Below are 14,227 nucleotides of genomic sequence, written 5' to 3' on the forward strand. Positions count from 1 at the left end.
GGGCGGGACGCCACCTTTTCCAAGAGTGAGAACTCCCCTCCGGGCGGGACGGTGCGAGTACGTGGCCGGATGGAGGGGCCCCTCGTGGCGCCCCTCCGACGGTCAGCGGTCAGCCGGCCTTGGCGGCCACGACGCGGACCGGCGCGGACCTCGAGCTACGGTCGCCCACCTGGAAGCCCAGGCTGGTGTCTCCCAGCGGGGCGTCGGGGGAGGCCTTGATCGAGACCCATGCCCGGGACTCCGAACCCGGTCCTGTCAGGGCCAGATCGACACCCTCGAAGGTGATGGCCTGCTTGTCCGGCGACAGGACCCCGTTGTACTGCTTCGTCTCGCGGAGGTTCTGCACGGTCAGCTGGTACCCGGGGTCGCCCTCCTCGACGAACTGCAGCCCCTTGCCCGGCGGGAGGGTCACCTGGACGTTCTGCGGAAGGACCGTGCCCTGCTCGTTGGCCCGCAGCAGCACGCCTGTGTAGGCGTGTTCGCCCGCGCGCGTCACCGTCACCTGCGACGGCGGCACACCCGGCGACGCCGAGAACTGCGCCCCGACGTGGATGGGCGTGGAGGGCGAGTGGCGGTCGCCTACGTGGAAGCTCAGGCTCGTGTCTCCCAGTGGGGCGTTGGCGGCGGCTTTCACCGCGACCCATGCCCGGGACTCCGAACCCCGGCCCGACAGGGCCAGGGCGACATCCTCGAAGGTGAGGGACTGCCCGTCCGACGACAAGGTTCCGTTGTAGTGCTTCAGGGTGCCGTGGGCGTCCATCACGGTCAGCTGGTAGTCGGGGCCGCTCTCGGGGACGAACTGCAGCCCCTTGCCCAGGGGGAGCGTCACGTGGACGTTCTGCGGACGGATCGCTCCGGTTTCGTCGGTGTGCAGTCGCACACCGGGGTAGCGGGGCGCGCCGCCGCGTGTCAGCGTCACCTCCGGCGGTACGCCCGGCGACACCGAGTACTCGACGGGGGCGGAAGAACCGCTCACCTTCCGCACCCGGTGGTTGTCCGTGTCGGCGATGTAGACGCTGCCTAAGGAATCCACCGCGAGACCACGGGGATCGAGGCCGGCCTTGACGGCCGGACCGCCGTCACCCGAGAAGTGCCAGTCGCCGTTGCCGGCAACCGTGGTGATCGTCCGGGTCCTCGCGTCCACCCTCCGCACACGGTGGTTATTGCCACCGCTGTCGGCGATGTAGAGGTTGCCGGACGGATCCACCGTGACGGCGTAGGGACCGTTGATGCCGGCCTTGATGGCCGGCCCGCCGTCGCCCGAGAACTCCCCGGTGCCGTTGCCCGCGACCGTGGTGATCACCTGGGAGTGCGCGTCCACCCTGCGCACCCGGTTGTGATCGGTGTCGGCGATGTAGAGGTGGCCGTCGGAATCCACCGCGACGCTGTGGGGAGAGTTGATGCTGGCCTTGGTGGCCGGCCCCTCATCACCCGAGAAGAACACGTCGCCGTCGCCCGCGACCGTCCTGATCGTCTGGCTTCCCGCGTCCACCTTCCGCACCCGGTTGTTGTCGGTGTCGGCGATGTAGAGGTTGCCGCCGGAATCCACCGCGACACCGTAGGGGCCACTGATGCTGGCCTTGGTGGCCGGCCCGCCGTCGCCCGAGAAGAACACGTCGCCGTCGCCCGCGACCGTGGTGATCGTCTGGGTGCGCGCGTCCACCTTCCGGATGCGGTGGTTGAGGGTGTCGGCGATGTAGAGGTTGCCGTCGGAATCGACGGCCACGTCACGGGGAGCGTTGATGCCGGCTTTGGTGGCCGGCCCCTCGTCGCCCGAGAAACCGCCGTTGCCGTTGCCCGCGACCGTGGTGATCGTCTGGGTACGTGCGTCCACCTTGCGCACCCGGTTGTTGAGCGGGTCGGCGATATAGAGATTGCCGGAGGTGTCCATCGCGAGCCCGCTGGGGTCGTGAAGGCCGGCCTTGGTGGCGCTCTGGCCGTCACCGGAGTAACCCGCGCTACCGGTACCCGCCACCGTGGAGATGGACGGCTCGATCGCTGGCGCCGGGGTGTCCTGGGCGCCGTTGGATTCACTCATCGCGGACTCCTTCTCACGTGTGGTTGGCGACACCGTGCTCGCCCATGTCCGTGTCTCGACCCGCCAGACCCGCATATAGCGGGACAAAGGTTGATCTGGCCTTTGCCGTGCTGGACAAGGCTCGCCCGGGTCCGGGCTTACGCGAAAGGGGGGCGGGGTGAACAAATATCGCTTCCCTGCCAAGCGGATGCCCTTCGCGCCACGCCTCAGCCGATGCCACGTGTCACACGCATATCGCGAGGGCCCAGTGCCGCCTTCCCGTACGTCCCGCAGGGATACTGCGGCCTCTTCTGTTGCCCAGGCATCACACGTCGAGACGGGGCATTGTGACCGGGACCCGCTCGGGCGAAACAGGCCAGTGGCCGGATGCGCCGCCTCGACCAGGACCCACCCCCGTCCGGGGGTGGGGGTGCTCTATCGCTCAGAGCAGGTGGTCGGCCTTGCCGGCCTTGATGTCCCGGATGAGCGTGCGGAGCGCTTCGCGGGTGTCGGTGAGGTAGTGGTCTTCGGCGCCGTTGATGGCGATGTAGGCGTTGCCGGCGGTGTCCGTTCCTATGCGGAAGCATGCGCTTCCCTCGCCGCAGTACGGCTCTTCCCAGTTAACGTCGGGCATGGTGGCTCCTCAGAGGTGGCGTGCGATGTCCTGGATGAAGCGGAGAGACTCGTCCGGCCCGAGCGCCAACCGTCCCATCCATTCCAGCTGAGCACGGTACTTGGACAACTGCGCCTCGCCGCAGAGAAATTCCGGTCCGTGGGTGCTGTCGATCTGCACCGTGTCGAGCTGCGGCACAGTTGCCTCGGCGTACACGAGCGTTTGCCCTGCCCCGGGGAACACTCCGCTTGCCACGGGCAGCACGCGCAGGTGCACGTGGCTGAGCTCCGACATGCTGACTAGGTGCTGAAGCTGAGCCCGGGCAACGGACCGCCCGCCGAACTGCATGCGCAGTGCGGCCTCGTGGATGATGCAGTGGTACTCAGGCGGGTTCTCTTGGGCGAGCACCCGTTGACGCTCCAGTCGATGGACAAGCCGCAGCTCCAGCTCACGTTGAGGGAGCGGCGGCACGACGGCCTCGAAGATGGTGCGGGCGTGGTCGACTGTTTGAAGCAGACCAGGGATGTGCACAGTGTGAGCGGTCCTCAGGCGCACGGCATGAGCTTCCAGCTCGGCGATGTCTAGAAGGCCGCCGGGCAGCGCGCCTCTGTAGCGCTCCCACCAGCCACGGGTTCCCGGCTGTGCCAACTCTGTTAGTGCCTCGATGTAGGCATCGTCCGAGCAGGCGCAATGACAGGCCCAGGTCCGGAGACGATCCGGGCTGATGGCTCTTACGCCCTTCTCGATGTTCGAGATCTTGCTCCGATCCACGCCCAGCAGTGAGGCGACGGCCTCGGCGGTGACTCCGGCGGCCTGGCGCAACTTGTGCAACTCGAAACCGAGCCGCTTCTGACGCTCTGTGGGTGATGTCCTAGGGGGCACGGTTCACCTTCCTATACCTGGCGGGCAGCAGTCTGCCGCCTAGGCAGAGTCGGCATCCCCCGAACGTGGCAATGTTGCCGATCCAGTGGCCAATTGGCCACGCACCTGGCTAGCTTCAGGTTGCGCACCGCCAAAGCCCCGGCGTCAGCCGGAAGCGCATCGCGTGGGCATGCCCTGCATCCTCCTGCCCTGGGAGAGGCGTGCTCGCGCCAGGGAGACAAGCCACCGGCAGCAGGCCAAAGCGTGCGCGTGCTGAACGCCCAACACCCCTCACCCCACTCCGGGAGCCGCCCCATGTCGGTATCCGCATCCGCATCCGTGTCCGCGCCGGTCAGCCTCTGCCCACTCGTCACTCCGACCACCCGCGAACCGGCCGAGCACCTCCGTCACACCCCCACCTCCCTCCGCGAGCCGGCCACCCTCGCCTACAGCTACGCCATCCCCGGCGAACCGCACGCCGCATCCGTAGCGCGCAGCAACGTGTACAACGCCCTACGGGCACACGGCCTCACCGAACTCGAGGCCCCCGCCCTGCAGGCCGCAGGCGAACTCGTCGCGTGTGCGGCGATGTTCGAGCCCGGCAAGACCCTCTACCTCTCCCTCGGCTGGAAGGACGACGGCGTCCGCATCGTGCTGTGGGACCCGCACACGAAGCACGCCGACCCCCGGTACTCGGCCCAGTGCACCGCCCGCCGCAACAAGATGCTCTATCTGCTGGCGTGCGTCGTGCACGAGTGCGGTGGAAGCTGGGGCATCGACAAGCCCGCGCCCATGCGCGAGGGGACCAGGGTCTGGGTCAACCTCCCCCGCACCGGCGCCGCCTCCTTCGGCAAGGCGCGCTGTTGAAGCGGCCCGCATGGCCGAGGTCCCCCACTGCGGTGGGGTTCGGGGACGGTTATGGACGGGCCGGACGGTGGGCCGGACAATTGCCCGCACGAAACGCCCCGAGGTGACCGGGAAGTAGGGGATTGCGATGGTTGCCGCCCTGATGCAACGAGCCGCCAGGCTCACGGACACGTTCGCCGACAAGGCCATCGGCAGGGAGGCCCCGCAGGCTCGGCAGCTCCAGTTCTGTCTCCGGAGCTGCAATAGCAGCAACCAGTGCGGGGGCTTCTGCCCCCTCTGTGCCCTCGGCCGCTGCCTCTAGCCCCGCGCACATCGTGCTGTACGTCAGAACGGGGTTGTGCGGCGTGCTGGTCGTCGTCTTCCTCGCGGCCGCGGTCTCGAAGTGCCGCAGCCGCAGCGCATTCGCCGGGTTTCGGGCCGCGGTAGCCGCATTGATGCCTGCCGCCGCACATGTGGGCCCGGCGATCGCGGTCGGCGTCATCGCGGCCGAGTGGAGCGTCGCGGTGCTGCTGGCGGTGCCCAGCACTGTCACCGTCGGGTTCGCGCTCGCGGCGGCGGTGCTGGGGGCGTTCACGGCGGTGACCGTCACGGCGGTGCGCCGCAGGAGCGGGGTCGGGTGCCGGTGCTTCGGGGCCCGGTCCAGACCGGTCGGGGCGGTGCACGTCGTCCGTAACGTCCTGCTGCTGGCGGCGGCCGTGGCCGGGCTCGTGACCGGACTGCTGCCCGCCGGGGGGCCGGGGGCTCCGGCCGGTGTCGCGGTCGCCGCCGGCGTCGGCGGGGGAGCCGGGTTCCTGCTCACCGTTCTCGACGAGCTCGTGGACGTGTTCACCTCGCCCGATCCCCTTCTCTGAGAGGCGTGTCGCCATGGGGCTGCTCGTCGCGGTGGTCGTCGTGCTCGTGGTCACGGCAGTGCTGAACCTGACCCTTTCCGTGGGTTTGGTGCGGCGGATTCGCCGGCACACCGACGTACTGAACGGCCTGGTGCCCGACGACCGCGGGCTTCTGCCCGTGGGCACGCGGATCCCGGAGTTCACGGCTGTAGCGGTCGACGGCACGGTCGTGGGGAAGGGCACGTCGGAGCCGCCCGAACTGGTCGTGATCCTGTCGGCGGACTGTCCGGCCTGCCACGACAACCTGCCGGACCTCGTCGCGTACATCGGGGCCGCGAGCCATCCGCCCGAGCGCGTTCTGGCGGTCGTCTGCCACGCCCAGGACGCTGTGGACGCGGCCACCGCCATGGTCGAGGCGCTCGCGGGCCTGGCCACGGTGGTGGAGGAACCGTGCGACGGCGGGGTCGTCGGGCGGGCGTTCTCCGTCGACGGGTTTCCCTCGTTCTACGTACTCGACGGTGGAGTGATCACCGCCGCCGCCCGTGCCGTGCACCTGCTCGCCGTGCCGCGGCAACAGCCCCGTCCTGAACCGCAGTAGGCCGCAACAGTCCGTGGCGGACGGTCGCGCACCCCATGGGTACCAGGGCAGGATGGGCCGCCCGGAGGGGTAGGGGAGCGGTGAGGGAGGCGGGACATGAGGGGCGGGCTCGTCGGCGTGGCGACGGCGTTCTGCGTGTTCGTGGGGGGTGCCGGACAGGCCGTCGGCGTCGAGGGGGCCGACGACGCGGTCGCGTATCGGATGGCAGCGGGCGCGATCGCGGTGCGCGGCTCGGCCGGTAGTACGGACGCGCCGCTGCTGAAAGCGGGCGCGAGTACGTACACGGACAGCCTGAAGCCCGGGGAGCGGAAGTACTACAGCGTCGAACTGGACGCACAGTCCAGCGCCTACGTCTCCGCCGTCGCCGTGCCGACGCCCGGCGTGACGATGGGGCTGCGGGACGGCATCGACGTGTCCTTACAGGCGGCCGACGGGACCTCGTGCGGGGCCGGCCGGCACCGCTCGTTCCTGTCGGCCGGGGGTGCGTACCCGGTCGCCGACTACGCCGAGCGCATCGTGAAGGCGGGCGGGCCCTGTGGGGCGGCCGGGGTGTACCGGTTCGTCGTGGAGCGGGGGGACGCGGGCGGCGGGGACGGCTCGGCGGTGCCGGTGGAGCTGAAATACACGGCCGAGCCGGCACAGAAGGGCGAGGCCGACGGCCCGACGGCCCCCGGGACCTGGACTTCGCAGGCGCCGTCCAGGCTGCCGCAGGGGGAGGGGGAGCCGATCACGGGCGGGACCGGGTTCAACGACGCCGCCGAGCTGCGTGCGGGCGCATGGAAGGACGAGCTCCGGCCCGGCGAGACCCGCTTCTACCGGGTCTCCGTGGATTCGGGCGAACAGCTCTTCGCGGACGCCGAGTTCGGACTGGCCCAGCGGTCCGGGCCGTTCGTGGTGAGCGGCGTACGGGTGGGGCTCAGCAACGCCGCCCGGGGGTACGTCATGAACAAGACCGGCCCCTACCAGGGCAAGCCGACGACCGTCTCCCTGGCCACGCCCCCGGCGGCGTACGGCAGCGGCAACGGCGGCGAGGCCGCGCGCGGCATGCGCTTCGCGGGCTGGTACTACCTGCAGGTCAGCCTGAACCCCAAGGTGCGCCAGGCCACGCACGACGGCCGGGTGCCCGTCACCCTGCGGGTCGACGTCGCCGGCGCGCGCAAGGCGGACCAGGGGTTCGGGAAGGCGCAGGGCGGCGGCGTCGGCGGCGAGCTGGTCGCCGCGGCGGGCACCCGCAAGAACGAGCGGATGCGGGTCATCGGCTACGCGGGCATCGGGACGGGGACGGCGCTGCTGGTGGGGCTCGGTGCCTGGACCCTGATCGCGCGCCGCCGCGACGGCTGAGTCACCACGACGGCTGACTCACCGCGGGCCGATGCCGACGCGTACGCCGGGGAGCAGTCCCCAGCGCGTCATGGCCCCCGCTTCGGCCTCCAGGACGTGGCGCGCCCTGAGCCGCGGGGCTCCCAGGCGGCCGGGGCGCATGGTGCGGACGGCCAGCACGGTGAAGTCCCGGGACAGATAGGCCACATCGATGGGGAAGCGCATCCCGAAGGTGTGGACGCTGCCCGCGGGGGTGAGCAGCAGGGCCCCCTCGACGGAGTCACGGCCGAGGAGGCCCCGGGTGCGGGCGCGGTAGGAGGCGGCGACTTCCAGGGGGAACGCCAGGGGAACGTCACCGATGCGGAGTTGGGCGAATCCGTCCTGCCAGTCGGCCATGCCGGAAGGTTATCCACAGGGCGAAGCGGAGGTCGGCGTTCGTCCGTAATCTCGGGGCATGTACTGGCTGTTGATCGTCGTCGGCGCTCTGTACGGCGCCGTGGCAGGGGCGTTGGTGCCGCGCGCCCGGTACCGGCTGGCCGTGGAGCCGGAGGAGGAGTGGCGGGCGGTCGGGGAGTGCGGGCACGCGGTCGGCGGCTGGGCGGGTCCGGCCCGGTGCGGGGTGTGCGGGGGGAGGTACGGGCCGGGCGCGCTGTGGCCGGCCGGGGTGACGGCGGTGCTGTGCGGCGGGCTCGCGGCGGCGGTGGGGGCGCGGCCCGAGCTGGGGGTGTGGTGGGCGGCGGTGCCGGTGGGCGTGCTGCTGGCGGCGGTGGACTGGTCGGTGCGGCGGCTGCCGGACGTGCTGACGCTGCCGCTGGCGCTGGGCGTGGCCGCCCTGCTGGGAGTGGGCGCGCTGATACCCGGGGCGGCCGGGTCGTGGCCGCGGGCGCTGCTGGGCGGGCTGGCGCTCGGGGGCGCGTACCTGGCTCTGTATCTGCTGCACCCGAGCGGACTGGGCTTCGGGGACGTGAAGCTCGCGCTGGGGCTGGGGTGCGCCCTGGGGTGGTACGGGTGGTGGGTGCTGGTCCTGGGCGCCTTCGCGGGGCTGCTGCTCGGCTCCCTCTACGGAATGGGGCTCATGATCACGCGACGGGGGGCGGTGATGCCGCTGGGGCCCTTCCTGCTCGCGGGGGCATGGCTGGGAGTGGCGGGAGGAGGGTATTGGACTGGTTGATCCAAAAACTGTTACGGTCGGGTCATGGCCCGACCGAGGAAGTTCGACGAGGAGCGGGCGGTCGACGCCGCGCTGGAGGCGTTCTGGACCGCCGGGTACGAGGCGACCTCGACCCAGGATCTGTGCGAGGCCACCGGCCTGGGCCGCAGCAGTATCTACAACACCTTCCACAGCAAGCGCGATCTCTTCCGTCGGACCCTCGCCCTCTATATGGAGCGCAGGACCGGCGAGCTGAACGAGCTGCTCGACAGCGAACTGACGGCGCGTGAGAAGCTGCGCGCCATCTTCGAGCGTGTCGTCGAGGAGGAGGCCGAGCACGGCCGGGGGTGTTTCTTCGTCAACACCGCCGTGGAGCTTGCCGATCGCGACGCCGAGGTGGCGGGCGAGCTGGAGCGCGACTACCGGCGCCGGCTCGAGTCGCTCACCGCGGCCATCGATGCCGGGCGGCGCGGCGGCGACATCGACCCCGCCAAGGACGCCCGCGCGCTGGCCCACTTCGTGATCGCCACCGTCAGCGGCATCCGGGTCTCGGCTCGCGCCGGGGCCGGCCGCGACGTACTGGAGAGCGTCGCCCGGACGGCCCTCGCCGCCATCTGATCCCCGGGGCGCCGAGCCCCGGGGTGCCCCCTCGCCGTTCCCCCCTCCCTTCGCCCGGCCCTTTCATGCCCTGATTTTGAACCGACCGATACAAAACCGAGGAGTGCTGTGCCCCGCGCTGTATATGTGCTGGCCCTTGGCGTGTTCGCCATGGTGACCAGCGAGTTCGTCGTCGCCGGACTGATGCCCCAGATGGCCGACGGGCTGCACGTCACCATCCCGCAGATCGGCTATCTGATCACCGCCTTCGCGGTCGCCATGGCCGTCGGCGGCCCGTTCCTGACCATGGCCGTGACGAAGCTGCGCCCGAAGCAGGCCCTGGCGGTCCTCTTCGCGGTCTTCCTGGTGGGCAACGTGCTGGCCGCCACCGCCTCCGACTACGCGGTCATGGTCGTGGCGCGCGTCGTCACCGGCGTGGCCTCTCAGGCCTTCTTCGGCGTCGCCCTCTCCATATGCGCCCAGGTCACCCGCCCGGAGGTACGCGGCCGGGCCATCGCCGTCACGATGAACGGGCTGATGCTCGGCACGCTGCTGGGCCTGCCGCTGTCCACGCTGATCGGGGAGCACCTCGGCTGGCGTGCGGCCTTCTGGGCCATAGCCGTCCTGACCGTGATCGCCGCGCTGTGCACGGCCGTCGGCGTGCCGCACCTGGAGAACGCCGAGGGCGGCGGAAGCCTCCGTGAGGAGCTGGGCGTCTTCCGGAACCGCACCCTGTGGCGGGTGCTCTCCACCAGCACCTGTGTCATCGGTGCGACGTTCTGCGCCTTCAGCTACCTCAACCCCATCCTCACCGAGGTCACCGGGTTCGCCGCCGGCACCGTTCCGCTGCTGCTCATCGCCTACGGCGCCGCCACGGTGATCGGCAACAGCGTCGTCGGGCGGCTCGCCGACCGGTATGCCGTGCCCGTCCTGTTGTGCGGGCTGGGGCTGAACTTCCTCTTCCTCGCCGGATTCGCCCTGCTGGCCCATCTGAGCGTCCCCGCAGTGATCTTCATGCTGGGTATCGGCCTGGTCGGCGTCACCATGAATCCGGCCATGGTCACGCGCGTTCAGCGCACCGGCAACGCCCGGCCGCTGGTCAACACCATCCATTCCTCCTTCATCACCTTCGGCATCGTGATCGGATCCTCGGTCGGCGGAGCGGCCATCGGCCGCTTCGGCCTGCGGTCACCGCTCTGGCTGGGCGCGGCCATGGCCCTGGTCGGCGTCGCCACGCTCGTACCCGATCTGCTCCGACGCGAGCGGCCGGACCGCATATCTGAAGAAATGCCGCAAAAGGTGGCCATACGGGTGTGAGTGCGCCCCGGGCGATGACGGCGAGCCACTGGCCGACACGCGGGTGACGTCAAGATCGTCGGAAATTGACGTCAGGCCGATGATGAATTTGCAAGACATTTTCTGCGGGCGCGGTGGCCGGGATTCCGCTACGAACCGGATGGCTGGTTCTGCGCCTTCGCCCAGCGCTGAAGGGCTCGACGGACCTCGAAGCGCCCCTGTGCGCCCCCGCGTTCAAGATCAATTGGGTGGCCGCAAGTCAGCACGCCACGCATTGTCACCCCCGTCGGTGCGTGAACCACGGCCTCGGACCGGTTATGGTGGAAACCCCCCCTCGGGCCGGTCCGTATCCCCCCCACGGACCGGCCCGTTTTTCTTCCCCGGCGGTCACTCTCCGTGTCGAAGCGTGTGAAGCCCGCGAGTTGATCGTGAAGACACGCCGGGCCGGCCCCGTGTCGCGCTTGAGTTGATCTAGGAATCTCCGCGGCGGGCCCAGATGTTGACGCCCTCCGTGCTGACCGCCAGGGCATCGATTTCGGCCAGCTCCGCCTTCTCCAGCGGCGCCGCGCCCAGCGCGGCGATGTTGGCCTCCAGCTGGCCCACGCTCGACGCCCCGATCAGCGCCGAGGTCATGCGCTCGTCCCGGAGCACCCAGTTCAGCGCCAGCTGCGCCAGCGACTGGCCGCGCCGCGCCGCGATCTCGTTCAGGCCGCGCAGCCGCCGCACGACGTCGTCGGTCAGCAGCCCCGGGTCCAGGGACTTGCCCTGGGCGGCCCGCGAGCCCTCCGGGATGCCGGAGAGGTACTTGTCGGTGAGCAGCCCCTGGGCGAGCGGCGCGAAGGCGATGCAGCCCATGCCCTCGTCCTCCAGGGTGTCCAGCAGCGCGTCGTCCTCCGTCCAGCGGTTGATCATCGAGTAGGACGGCTGGTGGATGAGGGCCGGCACACCCATCTCGCGCAGCAGCCGTGCGGCTTCGCGGGTCTGCTCCGCGCTGTAGGACGACACGCCCGCGTACAGCGCCTTGCCCCGCTGGACGGCCGACGCCAGGGCGCCCATCGTCTCCTCCAGCGGCGTATGCGGGTCGAAACGGTGCGAATAGAAGATGTCGACATAGTCGACACCCATCCGGGCCAGCGACGCGTCGAGCGAGGACAGCAGGTACTTCCGCGAGCCCCACTCGCCGTAAGGGCCGGGATGCATCAGATAGCCGGCCTTGGTCGAAAGAATGAGTTCGTCCCGGTAGGGCCGGAAATCCTGGGCGAAGAGCTTGCCGAAGTTCAGCTCGGCGGAACCGGGCGGCGGCCCGTAGTTGTTGGCCAGGTCGAAGTGGGTCACGCCCAGGTCGAAGGCCCTGCGCAGGATGGCCCGCTGCGAGTCGAGGGTGCGGTCGTCGCCGAAGTTGTGCCACAGTCCCAGGGAGATGGCGGGCAGCTTGAGCCCGCTGCGGCCCGTACGCCGGTACTCCATGGAGTCGTAGCGCGTTTCGGCCGCGCGGTAGAGCGAGGGATCGGTCATGTGCATCTGACTATCACGGTCCTGTGACAGGCCGAGTTGGGTCCTCGCGACACGCTGGCAGTAGTGTGGCGCCCTCGGGGCGACCGCCGTGGCATGGAGGGGCAGGAAGAGTGAAGTTGCGCGACCTGGTGTACAGGCTTTACGCACGCCGGGTGGAAGGCCGCCTCGACCACGACCAGGTGCCCAAGCACATCGGCGTCATCCTCGACGGCAACCGCCGCTGGGCGCGTGCGGACGGCCGCACGCTCGAGCAGGGCCACCAGGCCGGCGCCGACAAGATCTCCGAGCTGCTCGGCTGGTGCGCCGAGACCGACGTCGAGGTCGTCACGCTCTGGATGCTCTCCACGGACAACCTCGACCGCCCGGCCGACCAGCTGGGCCCGCTGCTGAACATCATCGAGAACACCGTGCGCGGCCTGGCCGCCGACGGCCGCTGGCGCGTGCACCACGTGGGCACCCTCGACCTCCTGCCGGACCGCACCCAGTCCGTGCTGAAGGAGGCCGAGCAGGACACCGTCGGCGTCGACGGGATACTCGTCAACGTCGCCGTCGGCTACGGCGGCCGCCAGGAGATCGTGGACGCGGTGCGCTCCCTGGTCCTCGAGGCGGCGGACCACGGCACCTCGTTCGAGGAGCTGGCCGAGATGGTGGACGTCGACCACATCACCAAGCACCTGTACACGCGCGGCCAGCCCGACCCGGACCTCATCATCCGCACCAGCGGCGAGCAGCGGCTGTCGGGCTTCATGCTCTGGCAGAGCGCCCACTCCGAGTACTACTTCTGCGAAGTCTTCTGGCCCGCCTTCCGCAAGGTCGACTTCCTGCGCGCGCTGCGGGACTACGCTGCGCGGCATCGGCGGTACGGGAACTGACGGAACGCTGGTTCGGGTAAGGGTGGCACGGCAGTACGAGTAACGGTGGATTAATCGTTCACCTGCTCGTCGCATATGCCGTTGCATGGGCAAGCGGTCCAGCGGGAATATCCCCTGCAGGCCGACGGTCGGAACTGCGACCGTCGCTCTGCCAGCGAGCGGCATGGGGCCGCCCGCCCGGGAGGCCCTTTGCACCAGGACGACGACCGTACGGACCGAGCGGACCACAGGGTCCGCGCGGCCGCCGCGGCGGGCCGGTCGGCCGGCCCCCCTGGAAGGGCATGGACCCGGCCCACTCCCCGCGCCCCCGTTCCTCACGACGGCGGTGCGCCCTTACCTCTGCACGAGGGGGTTCGTCCACCCGTGGTGACCAGCAAGCAGCGCCGTGATAGCGACCGGCGCACCTATGTCCTCGACACCAGCGTCCTGCTGGCCGATCCAGGAGCCATGTCCCGCTTCGAGGAGCACGAGGTCGTGCTGCCCGTGGTGGTGGTCACGGAGTTGGAGGCCAAGAGGCATCACCCCGAGCTCGGGTACTTCGCCCGCAAGGCCCTGCGCCTGCTGGACGAGTACCGGGTGCAGTACGGCCGGCTCGATTCGCCGATCCCGATCGGCGAGCTGGGCGGCACGCTCAGGGTGGAACTCAACCACTCGGACCCGGGCATACTGCCCGCCGGCTACCGCCTCGGCGACAACGACTCGCGCATCCTCGCGGTCGCCCGCAACCTCCAGGCCGAGGGGTACGACGTCACCGTCGTCTCCAAGGACCTGCCGCTGAGGATCAAGGCGTCGTCCGTGGGACTGCTGGCCGAGGAGTACCGCGCCGAGCTGGCGATCACCGACTCCGGCTGGACCGGCATGGCGGAGCTCACCGTCACGGCCGAGCAGGTGGACGAACTGTACGCCGCCGAGCGCGTGCACGTACCGCAGGCCTGCGAACTCCCGGTGCACACCGGGCTGGTGCTGCAGTCCGAGCGGGGCAAGGCGCTCGGCCGCGTCGCGGCGGACGGTTCGGTCCGGCTGGTGCGGGGCGACCGCGAGGCGTTCGGGATCCACGGGCGCAGCGCCGAGCAGCGCGTGGCGCTGGACCTGCTGCTGGACCCCGAGATCGGCATCGTCTCCATGGGCGGCCGGGCCGGTACGGGCAAGTCGGCGCTGGCGCTGTGCGCCGGGCTGGAGGCCGTGCTGGAGCGCCGGCAGCACCGCAAGGTGATGGTCTTCCGCCCGCTGTACGCCGTGGGCGGGCAGGAGTTGGGCTATCTGCCGGGCAGCGAGGCCGAGAAGATGAGCCCGTGGGCCCAGGCCGTCTTCGACACGCTCTCGGCGGTGACGACCTCCGAGGTCATCGAGGAGGTCGTGGGGCGCGGCATGCTCGAGGTCCTGCCGCTCACCCACATCCGCGGCCGGTCGCTGCACGACGCGTTCGTCATCGTCGACGAGGCCCAGTCGCTGGAGCGCAACGTCCTGCTGACCGTGCTGTCGCGGATCGGCGCCAACTCCCGGGTGGTGCTCACCCATGACGTGGCGCAGCGCGACAACCTCCGGGTCGGGCGGTACGACGGGGTGGTCGCCGTGGTCGAGAAGCTCAAGGGCCATCCCCTCTTCTCGCACGTGACGCTGACGCGTTCGGAGCGTTCGCCCATCGCGGCGCTGGTGACCGAAATGCTGGAGGACGGCCGCATCTGAGGGGA

14 protein-coding genes are annotated in these 14,227 nt (G+C 70.2%); 9 read left to right on the top strand and 5 right to left on the bottom strand.

Annotated elements, in window-relative coordinates; genetic code table 11:
• Positions 1–109 precede the first annotated feature (109 nt).
• The 3 genes from AB0G59_RS00390 to AB0G59_RS00400 form a co-directional block, all read right to left on the bottom strand.
• Positions 110–2,038, bottom strand: coding sequence for an NHL repeat-containing protein (locus AB0G59_RS00390; protein WP_360906471.1), 1,929 nt, complete (start codon positions 2,036–2,038; stop codon positions 110–112).
• A 421-nt stretch (positions 2,039–2,459) separates the two neighbouring features.
• Entirely contained in the window at positions 2,460–2,651 is a 192-nt protein-coding gene (locus AB0G59_RS00395; RefSeq protein WP_360906473.1) for a hypothetical protein, read from the bottom strand.
• Between the two features lie 9 nt (positions 2,652–2,660).
• Positions 2,661–3,512, bottom strand: coding sequence for a helix-turn-helix transcriptional regulator (locus AB0G59_RS00400; protein ID WP_360906475.1), 852 nt, complete (start codon positions 3,510–3,512; stop codon positions 2,661–2,663).
• A gap of 294 nt (positions 3,513–3,806) precedes the next feature.
• Here AB0G59_RS00400 and AB0G59_RS00405 point away from each other — a divergent pair, with 294 nt between their 5' ends.
• From AB0G59_RS00405 to AB0G59_RS00420, 4 genes are all read left to right on the top strand, one after another.
• Complete coding sequence (locus AB0G59_RS00405; RefSeq protein ID WP_360906477.1) at positions 3,807–4,358, top strand: ATP-binding protein; 552 nt, start codon at positions 3,807–3,809, stop codon at positions 4,356–4,358.
• 314 nt (positions 4,359–4,672) lie between these two features.
• Entirely contained in the window at positions 4,673–5,209 is a 537-nt protein-coding gene (locus tag AB0G59_RS00410) for a MauE/DoxX family redox-associated membrane protein (RefSeq protein WP_360906479.1), read from the top strand.
• 13 nt (positions 5,210–5,222) lie between these two features.
• A complete protein-coding gene (locus AB0G59_RS00415) occupies positions 5,223–5,786 on the top strand; it encodes a hypothetical protein (protein WP_360906481.1) in 564 nt (187 codons plus the stop codon).
• A gap of 96 nt (positions 5,787–5,882) precedes the next feature.
• On the top strand, positions 5,883–7,127 hold the full coding sequence (locus AB0G59_RS00420; protein ID WP_360906483.1) for a hypothetical protein: 1,245 nt from the start codon (positions 5,883–5,885) through the stop codon (positions 7,125–7,127).
• A gap of 18 nt (positions 7,128–7,145) precedes the next feature.
• Here the strand turns inward: AB0G59_RS00420 and AB0G59_RS00425 are convergent, their stop codons facing one another.
• Positions 7,146–7,502, bottom strand: a complete 357-nt coding sequence (locus AB0G59_RS00425) for a DUF192 domain-containing protein (RefSeq protein ID WP_360906485.1) — start codon at positions 7,500–7,502, stop codon at positions 7,146–7,148.
• A 58-nt stretch (positions 7,503–7,560) separates the two neighbouring features.
• On the opposite strand from AB0G59_RS00425, the gene AB0G59_RS00430 reads away from it, so the two are divergent.
• From AB0G59_RS00430 to AB0G59_RS00440, 3 genes are all read left to right on the top strand, one after another.
• Positions 7,561–8,277 carry an A24 family peptidase gene (locus tag AB0G59_RS00430; RefSeq protein WP_360906487.1) on the top strand — a complete coding sequence of 239 codons (717 nt, stop codon included), beginning with the start codon at positions 7,561–7,563 and terminating at the stop codon, positions 8,275–8,277.
• A 24-nt stretch (positions 8,278–8,301) separates the two neighbouring features.
• Positions 8,302–8,874, top strand: coding sequence for a TetR/AcrR family transcriptional regulator (locus tag AB0G59_RS00435; RefSeq protein WP_360906489.1), 573 nt, complete (start codon positions 8,302–8,304; stop codon positions 8,872–8,874).
• A gap of 108 nt (positions 8,875–8,982) precedes the next feature.
• The gene (locus AB0G59_RS00440) at positions 8,983–10,170 is read left to right on the top strand and encodes an MFS transporter (protein WP_360906491.1); all 1,188 of its coding nucleotides are present in this window, start codon (positions 8,983–8,985) and stop codon (positions 10,168–10,170) included.
• Between the two features lie 450 nt (positions 10,171–10,620).
• Here AB0G59_RS00440 and mgrA read toward each other — a convergent pair whose 3' ends face one another.
• Positions 10,621–11,664, bottom strand: coding sequence for an L-glyceraldehyde 3-phosphate reductase (mgrA, locus tag AB0G59_RS00445; protein ID WP_360906493.1), 1,044 nt, complete (start codon positions 11,662–11,664; stop codon positions 10,621–10,623).
• A gap of 110 nt (positions 11,665–11,774) precedes the next feature.
• On the opposite strand from mgrA, the gene AB0G59_RS00450 reads away from it, so the two are divergent.
• Positions 11,775–12,536 carry an isoprenyl transferase gene (locus AB0G59_RS00450; RefSeq protein WP_360906495.1) on the top strand — a complete coding sequence of 254 codons (762 nt, stop codon included), beginning with the start codon at positions 11,775–11,777 and terminating at the stop codon, positions 12,534–12,536.
• A gap of 363 nt (positions 12,537–12,899) precedes the next feature.
• Positions 12,900–14,222 (top strand): PhoH family protein, encoded by a 1,323-nt coding sequence (locus AB0G59_RS00455; protein ID WP_360906497.1) that lies wholly within the window; start codon positions 12,900–12,902, stop codon positions 14,220–14,222.
• Positions 14,223–14,227: the final 5 nt, after the last annotated feature.

Source organism: Streptomyces sp. NPDC021096, from assembly GCF_040641275.1.
Lineage (GTDB): Bacteria > Actinomycetota > Actinomycetes > Streptomycetales > Streptomycetaceae > Streptomyces.

Bases quoted from the DNA above. Each gene is read 5' to 3' on its own strand.
- AB0G59_RS00390 (WP_360906471.1), bottom strand. From the start codon at position 2,038: ATGAGTGAATCCAACGGCGCCCAGGACACCCCGGCGCCAGCGATCGAG.
- mgrA (WP_360906493.1), bottom strand. From the start codon at position 11,664: ATGACCGATCCCTCGCTCTACCGCGCGGCCGAAACGCGCTACGACTCC.
- AB0G59_RS00435 (WP_360906489.1), top strand. From the start codon at position 8,302: ATGGCCCGACCGAGGAAGTTCGACGAGGAGCGGGCGGTCGACGCCGCG.
- AB0G59_RS00395 (WP_360906473.1), bottom strand. From the start codon at position 2,651: ATGCCCGACGTTAACTGGGAAGAGCCGTACTGCGGCGAGGGAAGCGCA.
- AB0G59_RS00430 (WP_360906487.1), top strand. From the start codon at position 7,561: ATGTACTGGCTGTTGATCGTCGTCGGCGCTCTGTACGGCGCCGTGGCA.
- AB0G59_RS00420 (WP_360906483.1), top strand. From the start codon at position 5,883: ATGAGGGGCGGGCTCGTCGGCGTGGCGACGGCGTTCTGCGTGTTCGTG.
- AB0G59_RS00405 (WP_360906477.1), top strand. From the start codon at position 3,807: ATGTCGGTATCCGCATCCGCATCCGTGTCCGCGCCGGTCAGCCTCTGC.
- AB0G59_RS00425 (WP_360906485.1), bottom strand. From the start codon at position 7,502: ATGGCCGACTGGCAGGACGGATTCGCCCAACTCCGCATCGGTGACGTT.
- AB0G59_RS00415 (WP_360906481.1), top strand. From the start codon at position 5,223: ATGGGGCTGCTCGTCGCGGTGGTCGTCGTGCTCGTGGTCACGGCAGTG.